At 70.3% G+C, this 16962-nt stretch carries 13 protein-coding genes; 7 read left to right on the top strand and 6 right to left on the bottom strand.

Annotated elements, in window-relative coordinates:
- Positions 1-37 precede the first annotated feature (37 nt).
- A complete protein-coding gene (locus tag OHS33_RS07545) occupies positions 38-868 on the top strand; it encodes a ferritin-like domain-containing protein (RefSeq protein WP_330329602.1) in 831 nt (276 codons plus the stop codon).
- Here OHS33_RS07545 and corA read toward each other — a convergent pair.
- On the bottom strand, positions 846-1838 hold the full coding sequence (gene corA, locus OHS33_RS07540; protein WP_330329601.1) for a magnesium/cobalt transporter CorA: 993 nt from the start codon (positions 1836-1838) through the stop codon (positions 846-848). The genes OHS33_RS07545 and corA overlap by 23 nt on opposite strands.
- Before the next feature lie 54 nt (positions 1839-1892).
- Between corA and OHS33_RS07535 the strand changes: the two genes are divergently transcribed.
- The 4 genes from OHS33_RS07535 (at position 1893) to mshC (ending at position 5514) form a co-directional block, all read left to right on the top strand.
- Positions 1893-2615 (top strand): histidine phosphatase family protein, encoded by a 723-nt coding sequence (locus OHS33_RS07535; RefSeq protein WP_330329600.1) that lies wholly within the window; start codon positions 1893-1895, stop codon positions 2613-2615.
- A 91-nt stretch (positions 2616-2706) separates the two neighbouring features.
- A complete protein-coding gene (locus OHS33_RS07530; RefSeq protein ID WP_330329599.1) occupies positions 2707-3297 on the top strand; it encodes a DUF3090 domain-containing protein in 591 nt (196 codons plus the stop codon).
- Positions 3294-4163 carry an SCO1664 family protein gene (locus OHS33_RS07525; protein WP_443065259.1) on the top strand — a complete coding sequence of 290 codons (870 nt, stop codon included), beginning with the start codon at positions 3294-3296 and terminating at the stop codon, positions 4161-4163. Before OHS33_RS07530 ends, OHS33_RS07525 begins: the two co-directional genes overlap by 4 nt.
- A 121-nt stretch (positions 4164-4284) precedes the next feature.
- Positions 4285-5514 carry a cysteine--1-D-myo-inosityl 2-amino-2-deoxy-alpha-D-glucopyranoside ligase gene (gene mshC / locus OHS33_RS07520; protein ID WP_330329598.1) on the top strand — a complete coding sequence of 410 codons (1230 nt, stop codon included), beginning with the start codon at positions 4285-4287 and terminating at the stop codon, positions 5512-5514.
- A 209-nt stretch (positions 5515-5723) separates the two neighbouring features.
- Here the strand turns inward: mshC and OHS33_RS07515 are convergent, their stop codons facing one another.
- The 5 genes from OHS33_RS07515 to OHS33_RS07495 all read right to left on the bottom strand — a co-directional run bounded on the left by OHS33_RS07515 (position 5724) and on the right by OHS33_RS07495 (position 11969).
- A complete protein-coding gene (locus OHS33_RS07515; protein ID WP_330329597.1) occupies positions 5724-6725 on the bottom strand; it encodes a PAC2 family protein in 1002 nt (333 codons plus the stop codon).
- 125 nt (positions 6726-6850) lie between these two features.
- Entirely contained in the window at positions 6851-8458 is a 1608-nt protein-coding gene (locus OHS33_RS07510) for a glycerol-3-phosphate dehydrogenase/oxidase (RefSeq protein WP_330329596.1), read from the bottom strand.
- 39 nt (positions 8459-8497) lie between these two features.
- The gene (glpK, locus tag OHS33_RS07505; RefSeq protein WP_330329595.1) at positions 8498-10024 is read right to left on the bottom strand and encodes a glycerol kinase GlpK; all 1527 of its coding nucleotides are present in this window, start codon (positions 10022-10024) and stop codon (positions 8498-8500) included.
- A 77-nt stretch (positions 10025-10101) separates the two neighbouring features.
- A complete protein-coding gene (locus OHS33_RS07500; RefSeq protein ID WP_330329594.1) occupies positions 10102-10884 on the bottom strand; it encodes an MIP/aquaporin family protein in 783 nt (260 codons plus the stop codon).
- Between the two features lie 317 nt (positions 10885-11201).
- Positions 11202-11969, bottom strand: coding sequence for an IclR family transcriptional regulator (locus OHS33_RS07495; RefSeq protein ID WP_330329593.1), 768 nt, complete (start codon positions 11967-11969; stop codon positions 11202-11204).
- Between the two features lie 250 nt (positions 11970-12219).
- Between OHS33_RS07495 and metH the strand changes: the two genes are divergently transcribed.
- Both metH and OHS33_RS07485 read left to right on the top strand, forming a co-directional pair.
- The gene (metH, locus tag OHS33_RS07490) at positions 12220-15732 is read left to right on the top strand and encodes a methionine synthase (protein ID WP_330329592.1); all 3513 of its coding nucleotides are present in this window, start codon (positions 12220-12222) and stop codon (positions 15730-15732) included.
- A gap of 114 nt (positions 15733-15846) precedes the next feature.
- Positions 15847-16548 (top strand): HAD family hydrolase, encoded by a 702-nt coding sequence (locus tag OHS33_RS07485; protein ID WP_330329591.1) that lies wholly within the window; start codon positions 15847-15849, stop codon positions 16546-16548.
- Positions 16549-16962 lie beyond the last annotated feature (414 nt).

Raw genomic sequence — 16962 nt, 5'->3', positions numbered from 1 at the left:
TGAGTGAAGTCCCGCTTCCCCGGAGGTGCCGCGCCCCATGCTCTCTGCCCGCAGCCTGTTCACGGAGATCCTCGACCACGACGACTCCTTCCAGCTGTTCTGCTCCATCGCCGCCAGCGGGGAGTCACAGGGCGGCTGGGAGAACGCGCGGATCGCGGCGCTGGTGCCCGACGGCATGCGCACCCTCGCGCCCAAGATCGTCCGGCACGGAGCCGACGAGGACAAGCACGGCCGGATCTTCCACGCCCTGCTGCGCCACCGCGGACTGCACGCCGTCACCGTCCCCGCCGACACCGACTACACGATGAAGCTGGAGCGGCTCGGCATCGGCCTCGCCCACGAGAAGCTGCGCCGCGCCGAACCGCTGACCGAGCGGGACATCGTCGTCTACCTCGCCCACAGCCGGGTCACCGAACAGCGCGCCGCCGACCAGATGGACCTGCTCGTACGGTACTTCGGGGACCACCCCGAGATCGGCCGGGCAGTGCGCATGATCAGCGCCGACGAGGACAACCACCTCGCCTACTGCCACGAGGAACTGCTGCGCCTCGCCGCCCGCGGTCACGGCCGCACCATCCAGCGGGTGCTGCGGCAGAGCGCGCTGGCCGAGATCGCGGTCCACCGCGACGTCAGCCTCGCCGTGATGGCGCACATGGGCCGGCTGCTGCGCTGGCCCGCCCCGAAGTCCGCCGCGCTCGCCGCCGGGATCCGCTCCGTGTACGCGTACGAGCGCTTCGCGGGCTGGCACCGCATGGTGGGCCTGCGGATGCCCGAGCGGCGCGGCGCGCTCGGCGGCGGCAGCGGCCCCGGCGGCGCGGGCCGTCCCCGCGCGGGGACGGCCGTCGCTACAGCCAGCCCCGCCGCTTGAACATCCGGTGCAGGCCCACGCACAGCACCGCCATCAGGATCACCACGCCCGGGTAGCCCCACCCCTGCTTCAGCTCCGGCATGTGCTCGAAGTTCATGCCGTAGATCCCCGCGACCATCGTGGGCACGGCCGCCATCGCCGCCCACGCCGAGATCTTGCGCATGTCGTCGTTCTGCCGCACCCCCATCTGGGCCAGGTGCGCGGCCAGGGCGTCCGACAGCAGCCGGTCCAGGCCCTCGATGTACTCGTTCGCCTTCGTCAAGTGGTCGGACACGTCACGGAAGAACGGCCGAGAGTGCTCGTGCACGAACGGCACGTTCCCCGAGGCCAGCCGGTCCATCGGCTGGAGCAGCGGGCTCGTCGCCCGCCGGAACTCCAGCACCTGCCGCTTGAAGCCGTAGATCCGCGCCGCGGTGTTCTTCGCGTCCGAGGGGTTCGGCGCGAACACCTCCGCCTCCAGCTCCTCCAGATCCGCCTGCAGCTCCGCCGCCACGTCGATGTAGTGGTCCACCACCGCGTCGGCCACCGCGTACAGCACCGCCGTGGGCCCGTGCTTGAGCACGTCAGGCTCCTGCTCCAGCCGGTGGCGCACCGCGGACAGCGCGGCCCCCTCGCCGTGCCGCACCGTCACCACGAACGAGTCCCCGATGAAGACCATCAGCTCGCCCGTGGTCACCGTGTCCGTGGCGTCGTCGTACAGGACCGGCTTGAGGACGACGAACAGCGAATCGTCGTACACCTCCAGCTTCGGCCGCTGGTGCGCCGTGAGGGCGTCCTCGACGGCGAGCGCGTGCAGCCCGAACTCCTGGCTGACGTGCTCGAATTCCTTCTCCGACGGCTCGTGCATACCGACCCAGAGGAAGGCGTCGCCGGTGGCCCGGGCCTCGGCCAGGGCGTCCGAGAAGTCATCGGGCCCGTCCGTCCGGCGGCCGTCCCGGTAAATCGCGCAGTCGACAATCACCCGGGGCATTCTTCCCTGACCCGGCCCCGGCCGCACACCACGCCGAGCGCTTACCCTGTCCGCATGGCCACGCTGATCCTCGTACGACACGGGCGGTCCACCGCCAACACCGCAGGGCTGCTCGCCGGATGGACCCCCGGGGTCGAGCTGGACGAGCGCGGCGCCGAACAGGCCGCCGCCCTGCCCGGCCGGCTCGCGGACCTGCCGCTCGCCGCCGCCGTCACCAGCCCGCTGGAGCGCTGCCGCCAGACCCTCGCCCCGCTGCTCGCCGCCCGGCCGGAGCTGCCCCTGCATCCGGACGAGCGGATCGGCGAGTGCCACTACGGCGAGTGGTCCGGCCGCAAACTCTCCGAACTCTCCGACGAACCCCTGATGCGGATCGTCCAGCAGCACCCCTCCGCCGCCGCGTTCCCCGGCGGGGAATCGATGCGCGCCATGCAGGCCCGCGCCGTGGACGCCGTACGCGAGTGGAACGCCCGCATCGACGAGGAGCACGGCGCCGACGCCGCGTACCTGATGTGCTCGCACGGCGACATCATCAAGTCGCTGGTCGCCGACGCCCTCGGGATGCACCTCGACCTGTTCCAGCGCCTCCACGTCGACCCCTGTTCGGTCACCGTGATCCGCTACACGCCGACCCGCCCCTTCCTGCTCCGGCTCGGCGACACCGGGGAGTTCGGCGGCCTCGGCGCCCGGCCCGCGGCGCAGAGTGGCGCGGCGAGCGCGGACAAAGCCGCCGAAGACGCCGGGAACGCCGTCGTGGGAGGCGGTGCGGGCGCAGTGTGATCGAACGGCGCAGTAGGGTGGACTGGCCCCGATACTTGAGCACAGCCCACGTGCGCAGAGCTCCCCCTGCCGCAGAGACTGGAGACTGGACGTGCCCCGTCAGGTGTTCCTCTACGACCCGCCGGACCGCTTCGTGGCCGGTACGGTCGGCCTGCCCGGACGCCGTACCTTCTTCCTCCAGGCTTCCACCGGCCCCCGCGTGACCAGCGTGTCCCTGGAGAAGACCCAGGTCGCGGCGCTCGCGGAGCGGATGGACGAGCTGCTGGACGAAGTCGTACGGCGCACCGGGGGCAATGCCCCGGTACCCGCCGTCGCCCCCGCCGAGGCGGCGGACACGGCCCCGCTCGACGCTCCCGTCGAGGAGGAGTTCCGCGTCGGCACCATGGCCCTGGCCTGGGACGGCGAGGAACAGCGCATGATCGTCGAGGCGCAGGCCCTGGTCGAACTCGACGCGGACTCGGACGAGGACCTCGCCGAGGCCGAGGAGCGGCTGCTCCAGGACGAGGAGAACGGCCCGCCGATGCTGCGGGTGCGCCTGTCCGGAGCACAGGCCCGCGCCTTCGCCAAGCGGGCCCTGGACGTCGTCAACGCGGGCCGCCCGCCGTGCCCGCTGTGCAGCCTGCCCCTGGACCCCGAGGGGCACGTCTGTCCGCGCCAGAACGGCTACCGGCGCGGGGCGTGAGCGCGATGGGGGACGAGGACGTGACGCAAGAGGACCACGAAGGCCGGGGGGACCGGGACTCGCAGACCGAGGGACTCCTCGACGTGCTCACCCGGGGCGAGCTGACCGTCCAGGGCCGGATCCGCGAGGCCTCCAACGCCGTCCTGCTGTGCACCGTCACCCACGACGGCGTGAGCGTGGACTGCGTCTACAAGCCCGTGAAGGGCGAGCGCCCGCTGTGGGACTTCCCCGACGGCAACCTCGCCCAGCGCGAGCGCGCCGCCTTCCTGGTCTCCGAGGCCACCGGCTGGGGCCTGATCCCGGCCACCGTGCTGCGCGACGGCCCCTACGGCGAGGGCATGGTCCAGCAGTGGATCGAGGCCGCGGAAGGGGAGGAACCGGAAGGCAACCTCCTCGCCCTGGTCGAAGGAGAGGAAGCGGGGGAGGGATGGAAGCCCGTCGCCCTCGCCGAGGTCGGCGAAGGCCGCACCGCGCTCCTTGTGCACGCCGACGACCCCCGGCTGCGCCGCCTCGCCGTCCTCGACGCCGTGATCAACAACGGCGACCGCAAGGGCGGCCACCTGCTGCCCGCCCCCGACGGCCGGCTCTACGGCATCGACCACGGAGTGAGCTTCCACACCGAGGACAAACTGCGCACCCTGCTCTGGGGCTGGGCGGGGGAGCCGCTGACCGCCGAGGCGCGCGCGGTACTCGCCTCCCTGGCGCTCCTGCTGGCCGACGGAGCGCCGCTCGCCACCCGACTGGCGGAACTGATCACACCGGTCGAGCTGGACGCCGTACGGGGCCGGGTGGCGGATCTGCTGCGGACCGGGGAGCACCCCCGGCCCTCCGGGGAATGGCCCTCGATCCCCTGGCCGCCCGTCTGACCACGGACCCCGGCCGCGTACGCACGTACGCACACAACCGGCCGGACCGCAAGGGTGTCGATCACGCCAAGAGCGCAGGTCCGGTTCGTTTGAGGAACACCCGTCCGGTTAGGCTCCAGACATGCATGCCTGGCCCGCTTCTGAGGTCCCCGCCCTGCCTGGCAAGGGCCGCGACCTCCAGATCCACGACACTTCGACTCAGGGGAAGGTCACCCTTTCCCCCGGTCCCGTCGCCCGTATCTACGTCTGCGGAATCACCCCGTACGACGCGACCCACATGGGTCACGCGGCGACCTACAACGCGTTCGACCTCGTGCAGCGCGTGTGGCTCGACACCAAGCGGCAGGTGCACTACGTCCAGAACGTGACCGACGTGGACGATCCGCTCCTGGAGCGGGCCCTGCGCGACGGCCACGACTGGACCGAACTCGCCGAGCGCGAGACCGCCCTGTTCCGCGAGGACATGACCGCGCTGCGGATGCTCCCGCCGCAGCACTACATCGGCGCCGTCGAAGCCATACCCGGCATCGTCCCGCTCGTCGAGCGGCTCCGGGACGCGGGCGCCGCCTACGAGCTCGACGGTGACACCTACTTCTCGGTCGAGTCCGACCCCCACTTCGGCGGGGTCTCGCACCTCGACGCCGAGGCGATGCGGCTGCTCTCCGCCGAGCGCGGCGGCGACCCCGAGCGCCCCGGCAAGAAGAACCCGCTCGACCCGATGCTGTGGATGGCCGCCCGCCCGGGCGAGCCCAGCTGGGACGGCGCCTCGCTGGGCCGCGGCCGGCCCGGCTGGCACATCGAGTGCGTCGCCATCGCCCTGGACCACCTGGGCATGGGCTTCGACATCCAGGGCGGCGGATCCGACCTGGCCTTCCCGCACCACGAGATGGGCGCCTCGCACGCGCAGGCCCTGACGGGCGAGTTCCCGATGGCCAAGGCCTATGTGCACGCGGGCATGGTCGGGCTGAACGGCGCGAAGATGTCGAAGTCCAAGGGCAACCTGGTCTTCGTCTCCGCGCTGCGGCGCTCCGGGGTCGACCCGGCGGCGATCCGCCTCGCGCTGCTCTCGCACCACTACCGGTCCGACTGGGAGTGGACCGACCAGGTGCTCGCCGACGCGGTGGCCCGGCTGGAGCGGTGGCGTGCCGCCGTGTCCCGGCCGGACGGGATCGCGGCCGACGCGCTCGTCGAGGAGGTCCGTGAGGCCCTCGCCGACGACCTCGACGCGCCTGCCGCGCTGGCGGCCGTGGACCGGTGGGCCGACGCGCAGATCGCCACCGGTGGCTCCGACGAATCCGCGCCCGGCCTCGTCTCGCGCACGGTGGACGCCCTCCTGGGCGTAGCCCTCTGACCCTGGCCCTCCGGGCCCGAACCCACGGCCCCTCGCCCACCGGGCGGGGGGCCGCGGTCTTTGCGCGGCGCGCGGGCTCGTATGCCCTCCGGGGGCGCCTCAAACGCCGACGAGGCTTGATTTTGCCCGGCTCAGGTATGCAGCTGAGCCGGGCAAATCAAGCCTGCCCGGCGATTGAGGGCAAAGACAGCCCGCCCGGCGATTGAGGGCTACGTGTCCGGGGTGTCCTCGCCGGAGGCGTCCGGCGGGGGGTCGGCCGGGTCCTCGCCGGAGGCGTCCGGTTTGCGGCGCGGGCCTTTCGGCCGACCGCTCGACGGATCGCGGAGGTAGGAGCCGTCCCCCGGGTCACCCGCCACCGCCGGGCCGGGACCGCCGTCCCGCCGCCGCAGGTACCGCTCGAACTCCCGGGCGATGGCCTCCCCGGAGGCCTCCGGCAGGTCCGCCGTGTCCCGCGCCTCCTCCAGCGTCTGGACGTACTCCGCCACCTCGCTGTCCTCGGCGGCGAGTTGGTCCACGCCCACCTGCCACGCCCGCGCGTCCTCCGGCAGTTCGCCGAGCGGGATGCGGATGTCGATCAGGTCTTCCAGCCGGTTCAGGAGGGCCAGCGTCGCCTTCGGGTTCGGCGGCTGCGACACGTAGTGCGGCACCGCCGCCCACAGCGACACCGCCGGAACACCCGCGTGCGTGCACGCCTCCTGGAGGATGCCGACGATCCCGGTGGGGCCCTCGTACCGGGTCTCCTCCAGGTCCATCGTCCGCGCCAGGTCCGGATCGGACGTCACCCCGCTGACCGGCACCGGCCGGGTGTGCGGGGTGTCCCCGAGCAGCGCGCCCAGGATGACCACCATCTCCACGCCCAGTTCATGGGCGAAACCGAGGATCTCGTTGCAGAACGACCGCCACCGCATGGACGGTTCGATGCCCCGGACCAGGACCAGGTCGCGCGGCTTGGCGCCGCCCACCCGGACCACGGACAGCCGGGTGGTCGGCCAGGTGACCTTCCGTACCCCGTTGTCCAGCCACACCGTCGGACGGTTGACCTGGAAGTCGTAGTAGTCCTCGGCGTCGAGCGCCGCGAACACCTCGCCCTTCCACTCCCGGTCCAGGTGCGTGACCGCACCGGAGGCGGCGTCACCCGCGTCGTTCCAGCCCTCGAACGCGGCCACCATGACCGGGTCGATCAGCTCGGGCACGCCCTCAAGCTCGATCACCCAGGTCTCCTTCCGAAGTTCCCCTTGTGTACGGGGGCCAGCCTAAGCCTTGGCGGTGTGCCTTCCACAGCCCATGGAAAAGGGGCGGTCCCCGGGACCACCCCTCTTCCCCACCTGCGCGGAAGCTATGCCTTGCGGCTCAGCATCTCCTCGACCCGGCCGCGTACCGCGTCGGTGTCGAGACCGCGCACGGTGACCGTCGTACGGCGGCGCAGGACGTCGTCGACCGTCTCCGCCCACTCGTGGTCACGGGCGTAGGCGACCTGCGCCCAGATCTCCGGGCCGTCCTCGTGGATCCGCTCGGCCAGCGCCGGGTCCTCATTGGCGAGGCGGGCGATGTCGAAGGCCAGCGAGCCGTAGTGCGAGGCGAGGTGGCGGGCGGTCAGCGGGTCCATCCGCGAGCCCGGGTCACGGTCGATCAGCAGCCGGTGCGCGACCGCGTTCGGGTTGGCGACACCGGGCAGCGCGATCCGGCGGACCAGGGACTTCACCGGCTCCATGTCGTCGGTGAGCGGGCTGCCGGGGAGCTTCGCCAGCTTGTCCATGACCACGCGGCCGATGTGCCGGTACGTCGTCCACTTGCCGCCGGCCACCGACAGCATGCCCGCGCGGCCCTCGGAGACCACCGTCTCGCGCTTGGCCTTCTCGACCCCGCCGGGGCCGCCGGGCAGCACCCGCAGGCCCGCGAAGGCGTACGTCATCAGGGAGCGGTCGAGGTCGGCGTCCTTCACGGAGAAGGCCGCCTCGTCGAGGATCTGGTCGATGTCGGACTCGGTGGCGCGGACGTCCGCCGGGTCGCCCTCGTAGACCTCGTCGGTCGTGCCGAGCAGCAGCTGGTCCTCCCAGGGGAGGGCGAAGGTGATGCGGTACTTGTCGATCGGGGTGGCCATGGCGGCCTTCCACGGCGACTTGCGCTTCATCACGATGTGCGCGCCCTTGGAGAGGCGGATCGACGGCATCGAGTGCTTGTCTTCCATGCGCCGCAGGTGGTCCACCCACGGGCCGGTGGCGTTGAGCACGACGCGCGCGTCGACCCCGAACTCGGTGCCGTCGAGACGGTCCTTGAGCTCGGCACCGGAGACCCGGCCCTGCGTCATGCGCAGGCCGGTGACCTCGGCGTGGTTCAGGACGACCGCACCCGACTCGACGGCCGCGCGGACCGTCATGACGGCGACCCGCGAGTCGTTCATCTGGTGGTCGTAGTAGACCGCGACGGCCTTCAGGTTGTCGGTCTTCAGACCCGGGTTGTCGGCGGCGGCGCGGGCCGGGGATATGACCTTGCCCATGCCGTCGCCGAAGGCGGACAGCGCCGAGTAGGCGAAGACGCCCGCGCCGAGCTTCGCGGCGCCGACCGGACCGCCCTTGTACACGGGGAGGTAGAAGGTGAGCGGGTTGACCAGGTGCGGGGCCACGTCCTTGGCCAGCACCCGGCGCTCGTGGTGGTTCTCGGCGACCAGCTTGACCGCGCCGGTCTGCAGGTAGCGCAGGCCGCCGTGGACGAGCTTGGAGGAGGCGGAGGAGGTGGCGCCGGCGAAGTCGCCGGCGTCCACCATGGCGACCCGCAGACCCGACTGCGCGGCGTGCCAGGCCACCGAGGTGCCCAGGATTCCACCGCCGATGACGAGCAGGTCGTACGTGGCCTTGGCCAGCTGCTCGCGGGTCTCGGCTCGGCTCGCGTTCGAACCGGCGGTCGGGTGCGATCCCAGTGAGGGAACGCTCTGCAGGCTGCTCATATCTCTCTTAGCTCCTCGTCGATGCGACAGCTGGTGCGGTCAGCTGGCGTCTTCGTCGTCGATCCAGCCCATGGACCGCTCGACGGCCTTGAGCCAGTTCTTGTACTCGCGGTCCCGCTGTTCGGCGGGCATGCGCGGGGTCCACTCCGCCGCGCGGCGCCAGTTGGCGCGCAGGGCGTCGGTGTCGGGCCAGAAGCCGACGGCCAGGCCGGCGGCGTAGGCGGCGCCGAGGCAGGTGGTCTCGGCGACCATCGGGCGCACCACGGGGGCGTCCACGAAGTCGGAGAGGGTCTGCATCAGCAGGTTGTTGGAGGTCATGCCGCCGTCGACCTTGAGGGCCGCCAGCTCGACGCCGGAGTCCTTGGTCATGGCGTCGGTGATCTCACGGGTCTGCCAGGCGGTGGCCTCCAGGACGGCACGGGCGATGTGCGCCTTGGTGACGTACCGGGTGAGGCCGGCGATCACACCGCGGGCGTCGGAGCGCCAGTACGGGGCGAAGAGGCCGGAGAAGGCGGGCACGAAGTACGCGCCGCCGTTGTCCTCGACCGAAGACGCGAGGGTTTCGATCTCGGCCGCGGTCTTGATCATGCCCATCTGGTCGCGCATCCACTGGACGAGCGAGCCGGTGACGGCGATGGAGCCCTCCAGCGCGTAGACCGGCTTCTGGTCGCCGATCTGGTAGCCGACCGTGGTCAGCAGGCCGCTGTAGGAGTTGATGATCTTGTCGCCGGTGTTCATCAGCATGAAGGTGCCGGTGCCGTACGTCGACTTCGCCTCGCCCTCGGCGAAACAGGTCTGGCCGAACAGCGCGGCCTGCTGGTCACCGAGCGCCGAGGCGACCGGGACACCGGCGAGGACGCCGTCCTTGACGTGGCCGTAGACCTCGGCGGAGGACTTGATCTCGGGGAGGACGTTGAGCGGAACGCCCATCGACTCCGCGATCTTCTCGTCCCACGCCAGGGTGTGCAGGTTCATCAGCATGGTGCGCGAGGCGTTGGTGACGTCGGTGACGTGCACGCCGCCCTGGGCGCCGCCGGTGAGGTTCCAGATGACCCAGGAGTCCATGGTGCCGAAGAGGATGTCCCCGGCCTCGGCGCGCTCGCGCAGGCCCTCGACGTTGTCGAGCAGCCAGCGGACCTTGGGACCGGCGAAGTAGCTCGCCAGCGGCAGGCCGGTCTCGCGGCGGAAGCGATCCTGGCCGACGTTGCGGCCGAGCTCCTTGCACAGGGAGTCGGTGCGGGTGTCCTGCCACACCAGCGCGTTGTGGACCGGCTCGCCGGTGTGGCGGTCCCACAGCAGGGTGGTCTCGCGCTGGTTGGTGATGCCGACGGCCTTGACGTCGGCGGAGGTGATCTCCGCCTTGGCGATGGCCCCGGCGACGACCTCCTGGACGTTGGTCCAGATCTCGGCGGCGTCGTGCTCGACCCAGCCCGGCTTCGGGAAGATCTGCTCGTGCTCCTTCTGGTCGACGGCGACGATGCGCCCGTCGCGGTCGAAGACGATGCAGCGGGAAGAGGTGGTGCCCTGGTCGATCGCGGCGATGAAGGGGCCGGTGCTGCTGGTCATGGTGGCTGCTCCTGGCAGGTCTGTGAGTAGGCGGAATCAGAGGGCGGTGCGGATCTTGCGAAACGTGCCGGTGCTGATCAGGCGAACGCGAGGTTGTACAGACCGCCGGCGAGTGCGGCACCGGCGAGCGGTCCGACCACCGGGATCCAGGAGTATCCCCAGTCCGAGCCGCCCTTGTTGGGCAGCGGAAGCAGGGCGTGCACGATGCGCGGACCGAGGTCGCGCACCGGGTTGATGGCGTAGCCGGTCGGCCCGCCCAGCGAGAGGCCGATGCCGACGACGACGAACGAGGTGATCAGGACGCCGATGACGCCGAGGCCCTTGCCGTCGGCCTGGAGGCCCTGGGTCAGGATGGCCAGGACCAGGACGGCCGTGCCGATGATCTCGGTGGTGAGGTTCTGGACGACATTACGGATCTCGGGACCCGTGGAGAAGACACCGAGCACCGGACCGGCCTGGTCGTGCGGGTGCGGGTCCTCGGGGCCGAGCTTGGCGTCGCGGATGTGCTCCGGGTCGGACAGGTGCACGCGGAACTGGCCGTAGTACGTCGCCCACATCAGGACGGCGCCGAGCATCGCACCGAGCAGCTGGCCGGCGAAGTACACCGGTACGTCGTTCCACTCGCCGGTCTTGACGGCGAGGCCGACGGTGACCGCCGGGTTCAGGTGGGCACCCGAGAGCGGCGCGGACACGTAGGCGGCGATCAGGACGGCGAATCCCCAGCCGAACGTGATCGCCAGCCAGCCCGCGTTCCGGGCCTTGGAGCTCTTGAGGGTCACGGCGGCGCAGACGCCACCGCCGAGCAAGGTGAGCAGGGCGGTACCGATGGTCTCGCCAATGAAGATGTCGGAGCTGGACACCCGCGACTCCTTTGTCAAACGTCCAGGGGGTGGGCGGAACACCGGGTCCCTCCGGTGGTCCCACGCACTCGGTGAGTGCTGCACCGGTCCTTGGCCTCGCCACACCTTAACGCGTATTGCCGTTAGGTGTTCGACAATGCCGACCGGTGAACGGCAGTTTTCCGCCTGGGTGGAGAACGCGTCAAGGGTTGGCCAGGCCAAAGTGCCGGATCGTTACCGGTAGGTACGATCGCCCAAATCCAGCCGTCCGAAGGTCAGGAACAGGCCGAAATGGGCATGGAACGGCCAGGGAACGGCCCCTGGCCGGAAAAGAAAGGTCAGAACCGGCCCGCGCCAAGGTCGCGCGAAACCGCCCGCGCACAGTCCCGCACGGCCGCCACCAGCGCCGGACGGGGATCCCCCGACTCGCCGCAGACCCGCTCCACGGCCCCCGAGACCGCCACAGCGCCCACCGGCATCCGACGCCGGTCGTGGATCGGCGCCGCCACCGAGGCCAGCCCCTCCCACGTCTCCTCGACGTCCGAACCCCAGCCCCGCGCCCGGGTCAGGTCCAGCACCTCTTCGAAGCCGACCGGGTCCGTGACCGTACGCGGTGTGAACGACTCCCGCTCGGCCTCCACGGCCTGGCTGTGCGCCACCGGGTCATAGGCGGAGATGACCTTGCCCAGGGCCGTGGAATGCAGCGGCTGCATGGCCCCCACCTCCAGCACCTGGCGGCTGTCGTCGGGCCGGAAGACGTGGTGCATGATCAGCACCCCGCTCTTGTGCAGCACCCCCACGTACACGCTCTCGCCGCTCGCGCGGGCCAGATCGTCCGTCCAGACCAGCGCGCGGGCGCGCAGCTCGTGGACGTCCAGATAACTGTTGCCCAGGCGCAGCAGCTCCGCGCCCAGCTGATAGCGGCCCGAGGCGGGATCCTGCTCCACGAAACCCTCGGCCTGCAGCGTGCGCAGGATGCCGTGGGCCGTGCCCTTGGCCAGCCCCAGCGAGGAGGCCACGTCCGACAGGCCCAGCCGGCGCTCACCGCCCGCCAGGAGCCGCAGCATCGCAGCGGCTCGTTCGAGCGACTGGATGTTCCGTGCCATCGGACTGCCTCCTGCTGACGTGGTTCGACAATGCTGAACAGTATCGGTCGATGCCGACTCCTCGCATGGTGGGGAAAAACTTCGAGCCACGGCGAACCGGCCAGACCCGGCAGACCCCCGCGCACAGAATGCAGTCCGCCACGTGGGACACCCTCACCGGGGCCGGTTCCACGCGGTTACCCTGACCGCGTGCACCCTTGACACAGAGGGGGTGCAAAGCCGACAGCCGTCGCATCCCAGGGAGCACACCGTGGCCTCGTTGCCGAACCCGCCCGCAGACACCCAGACCCGGGCCGATGCCCTCCGCCAGGCACTGGCCACCCGCGTGGTGGTCGCCGACGGAGCCATGGGAACGATGCTCCAGGCCCAGGACCCCACCCTGGAAGACTTCCAGGACCTCGAAGGCTGCAACGAGGTCCTGAACGTGACGCGCCCCGACATCGTGCGCACGGTCCACGAGGCCTACTTCTCCGTCGGCGTGGACTGCGTCGAGACCAACACCTTCGGCGCCAACCTCTCGGCCCTCGCCGAGTACGACATCCCGGACCGCAACTTCGAGCTGTCGGAGTCCGGCGCCCGGATCGCCCGCGAGGTCGCGGACGAGTTCACGGCATCGACCGGTCAGCAGCGCTGGGTGCTGGGTTCCATGGGCCCGGGCACCAAGCTCCCCACCCTGGGCCACATCCGCTACGAAGCGATCCGCGACGCCTACCAGATCAATGCCGAGGGTCTGATCACGGGTGGTGCGGACGCGCTGCTGGTGGAGACGACGCAGGATCTGCTGCAGACGAAGTCCTCGATCATTGGTGCGCGGCGGGCGATGGACGCGCTGGGTGTGTCGGTGCCGCTGATCTGCTCGGTGACGGTGGAGACCACGGGCACGATGCTGCTGGGCTCGGAGATCGGCGCGGCCCTGACCTCGCTGGAACCGCTCGGTATCGACATGATCGGGCTGAACTGCGCGACCGGTCCGGCGGAGATGAGCGAGCACCTGCGCTACCTCGCGCGCAACGCCCGTATCCCGATCTCCTGCATGCCCAACGCCGGCCTGCCCGTCCTGACCAAGGACGGCGCCCACTACCCGCTCTCCGCGAGCGAGCTGGCCGACGCGCAGGAGACCTTCGTCCGCGAGTACGGGCTCTCCCTGGTCGGCGGCTGCTGCGGCACCACCCCCGAGCACCTGCGCCAGGTCGTCGAGCGGGTCCGCGGGCTGGCCCCGCAGGTCCGCGAGCCCCGCCCCGAGCCGGGCGCGTCCTCGCTGTACCAGACGGTTCCGTTCCGTCAGGACCTCGCGTTCATGGCGATCGGTGAGCGGACGAACGCGAACGGGTCGAAGAAGTTCCGGGACGCGATGCTGGAGGCGCGTTGGGACGACTGTGTGGAGATGGTCCGGGACCAGATCCGTGAGGGTGCGCACATGCTGGACCTGTGTGTGGACTATGTCGGCCGGGATGGTGTGGCGGACATGGATGAGCTGGCGGGCAGGTTCGCGACGGCGTCGACGCTGCCGATCGTTCTGGACTCGACCGAGGTTCCCGTGATCAAGGCGGGGCTGGAGCGTCTGGGCGGGCGTGCGGTGATCAACTCGGTGAACTATGAGGACGGTGATGGGCCGGAGTCGCGGTTCGCGCAGGTGACGCGGCTGGCGCAGGAGCATGGTGCGGCGTTGATCGCGTTGACGATCGATGAGCAGGGTCAGGCGCGGACGGTCGAGCACAAGGTGGCGATCGCGCAGCGGCTGATCGCGGATCTGACGGGGAACTGGGGGATCCGGGAGTCGGACATCCTCATCGACACCCTGACGTTCACGATCTGCACGGGTCAGGAGGAGTCGCGGGGTGACGGTATCGCGACGATCGAGGCGATCCGTGAGCTGAAGCGCCGCCACCCCGACGTCCAGACCACCCTCGGCCTGTCGAACATTTCCTTCGGTCTGAACCCGGCGGCCCGTGTGCTGCTGAACTCCGTCTTCCTGGACGAGTGCGTGAAGGCGGGCCTGGATTCGGCGATCGTGCACGCGTCGAAGATCCTGCCGATCGCGCGGTTCGATGAGGAGCAGGTCACCACGGCGCTGGATCTGATTTATGACCGGCGTGCGGAGGGTTATGACCCGCTGCAGAAGCTGATGGCTCTGTTCGAGGGTGTGAACACGAAGTCGTTGAAGGCGGGGCGGGCGGAGGAGCTGCTGGCGCTGCCGTTGGACGAGCGGTTGCAGCGGCGGATCATCGACGGCGAGAAGAACGGCCTGGAGAGGGACCTGGACGAGGCTCTCGCTTCCCGTCCGGCGCTGGACATCGTCAATGACACCCTGCTGGAGGGCATGAAGGTCGTTGGTGAGCTGTTCGGCTCCGGTCAGATGCAGCTCCCGTTCGTGCTGCAGTCGGCGGAGGTGATGAAGACGGCGGTGGCGTATCTGGAGCCGCACATGGAGAAGACCGACGCGGATGGGAAGGGCACGATCGTGCTGGCCACGGTCCGCGGGGATGTTCATGACATCGGGAAGAACCTGGTCGACATCATTTTGTCGAACAACGGCTACAACGTGGTCAACATCGGGATCAAGCAGCCGGTCTCGGCGATTTTGGAGGCGGCGGTCGAGCACCGCGCGGACGTGATCGGGATGTCGGGGCTGCTGGTGAAGTCCACGGTGATCATGAAGGAGAACCTCCAGGAACTGAACCAGCGCAAGCTGGCCGCCGACTATCCCGTCATCCTCGGCGGCGCCGCCCTGACCCGCGCCTACGTCGAACAGGACCTCCACGAAATCTACGAAGGCGAAGTCCGCTACGCCCGCGACGCCTTCGAAGGCCTGCGCCTCATGGACGCCCTGATCGCCGTGAAGCGCGGCGTCCCCGGCGCCACCCTGCCCGAGCTGAAGCAGCGCCGCGTCGCCAAGCGCGACACGCCCGTGGTCGTGGAGGAGGAGCAGGACAGCGGCCCGGCCCGCTCCGACGTCTCCGTCACCAATCCCGTGCCGACCCCGCCGTTCTGGGGGACTCGGGTGGTCAAGGGGATCCCGCTGAAGGACTACGCGTCCTGGCTGGACGAGGGCGCCCTGTTCAAGGGCCAGTGGGGGCTCAAGCAGGCCCGGGCGGGCGGGGCGACGTACGAGGAACTCGTCGAGAGCGAGGGCCGCCCGCGGCTGCGCGGACTGCTCGACAAACTGCACACCGAGAACCTCCTCGAAGCGGCCGTGGTCTACGGCTACTTCCCGTGCGTGTCCAAGGGCGACGACCTGATCATCCTGGACGACCAGGGCAACGAGCGGACCCGGTTCACCTTCCCCCGCCAGCGCCGCGGCCGCCGCCTGTGCCTCGCCGACTTCTTCCGCCCCGAAGAGTCCGGCGAGACCGATGTGATCGGCCTCCAGGTCGTCACGGTCGGATCCAAGATCGGTGAGGCCACCGCCAAGCTGTTCGCCGCCGACGCCTACCGCGACTACCTGGAACTGCACGGCCTGTCCGTCCAGCTCGCCGAGGCCATGGCCGAGTACTGGCACGCCCGGGTCCGCGCCGAACTCGGCTACGCGGGCGAGGACCCCGCCCGCGTGGAGGACATGTTCGACCTGAAGTACCGGGGCGCGCGCTTCTCCCTCGGGTACGGGGCCTGCCCCGACCTGGAGGACCGGGCCAAGATCGCCGAGCTGCTCCAGCCCGAGCGGATCGGGGTCCACCTCTCCGAGGAGTTCCAGCTCCACCCCGAACAGTCCACCGACGCGATCGTCATCCACCACCCCGAAGCGAAGTATTTCAACGCACGCTGACACGGACCGACGTACACTTGTCGGTCCCATACAGGCCGGTCGCCTGTTCCCCCGGGGCGCGCCCCGCGGGGAAGAGGTGACCGGCCTTCTCGTCCCTTCAGAGAGGTGTGCCGGATGACCAGCACCGTTCCCGCGCCCGTCGCCCGTACGGCCGACGGACATGCCCTCCAGGCGGTGCTGCTCGACATGGACGGCACCCTCGTCGACACCGAGGGGTTCTGGTGGGACGTCGAGGTCGACATCTTCGGCGAACTCGGCCACCGACTTGACGAATCCTGGCGTGACATCGTCGTCGGCGGCCCCATGAGCCGCAGCGCCGCCTTCCTCATCGAGTCCACCGGCGCGGCCATCACCCTGGCCGAACTGTCCGTCCTCCTCAACGAGCGCTTCGAGGCCCGGATCGCCGACGCCGTGCCCCTGATGCCCGGCGCCGAGCGGCTGCTGTCCGAGCTGGCCCGGCACAACGTCCCCACCGCCCTCGTGTCCGCCTCGCACCGCCGGGTCATCGACCGCGTGCTGCGCTCGCTCGGCCCCGACCGCTTCGCGATCAGCGTCGCCGGTGACGAGGTACCGCGGACCAAGCCCCACCCCGACCCGTACCTGATCGCCGCCCGCGCGCTCGGCGCCCACCCCTCGCGGTGCGCCGTCGTCGAGGACACCGCGACCGGGGTCGCCTCCGCCGAGGCCGCGGGCTGCCGGGTGGTCGCCGTACCGTCCGTGGGCCAGATCCCGGCCGCCCCGGGCCGTACCGTCGTCCGCTCGCTGGAAGACGTGGACCTGACCTTCCTGCGCTCCCTCATCACTCCGATGAACTGACCGCGCACTCAGGGTTCCGAACCGGGTTCCGAACGAAATGGGGTTGGGGCGAAGGTCCCACCGCAGACCGTCCGGTACGGAGCCCCGGAGGCCGAAATTCCATCCTTGCCGGGGCAGTTGTCCGGGTGACCTTTGTCACCGGGGCGGCTGCCCCCAGCCATGCCCAGAGCACCCAACGGCTTCCCTTGTGTCCCGATTGATCAGCTCCTGACCGAATCCGCGCGGACTTCGGTGTGAGCAGGCGTACTCGTCCCATCACGGTGCGATTACACCCCCGCTCCCACCAGTTCAAGCCATCCCTTCCGGGCCCACTAATGTCGACGCGGGCACTGCGCCGCACCTCAGCCGCCCCGCGCACACACCCCTGTGCCGGGGTCGCGTGGACCGATCGTCACACCACCGGCCCGATCGTTC

Origin of the sequence: Streptomyces sp. NBC_00536 (assembly GCF_036346295.1) — a bacterium.
In the GTDB taxonomy this organism is placed as follows: domain Bacteria; phylum Actinomycetota; class Actinomycetes; order Streptomycetales; family Streptomycetaceae; genus Streptomyces.
The sequence above is the reverse complement of the archived record's forward strand: the minus strand, read 5'-3'. Positions and strand labels throughout refer to the sequence as shown.

Coding starts and splice junctions, on each gene's coding strand:
- mshC (WP_330329598.1), top strand. CDS start 4,285: ATGCATGCCTGGCCCGCTTCTGAGGTCCCCGCCCTGCCTGGCAAGGGC.
- OHS33_RS07545 (WP_330329602.1), top strand. CDS start 38: ATGCTCTCTGCCCGCAGCCTGTTCACGGAGATCCTCGACCACGACGAC.
- glpK (WP_330329595.1), bottom strand. CDS start 10,024: ATGACCAGCAGCACCGGCCCCTTCATCGCCGCGATCGACCAGGGCACC.
- OHS33_RS07485 (WP_330329591.1), top strand. CDS start 15,847: ATGACCAGCACCGTTCCCGCGCCCGTCGCCCGTACGGCCGACGGACAT.
- corA (WP_330329601.1), bottom strand. CDS start 1,838: ATGCCCCGGGTGATTGTCGACTGCGCGATTTACCGGGACGGCCGCCGG.
- OHS33_RS07495 (WP_330329593.1), bottom strand. CDS start 11,969: ATGGCACGGAACATCCAGTCGCTCGAACGAGCCGCTGCGATGCTGCGG.
- OHS33_RS07535 (WP_330329600.1), top strand. CDS start 1,893: ATGGCCACGCTGATCCTCGTACGACACGGGCGGTCCACCGCCAACACC.
- OHS33_RS07510 (WP_330329596.1), bottom strand. CDS start 8,458: ATGAGCAGCCTGCAGAGCGTTCCCTCACTGGGATCGCACCCGACCGCC.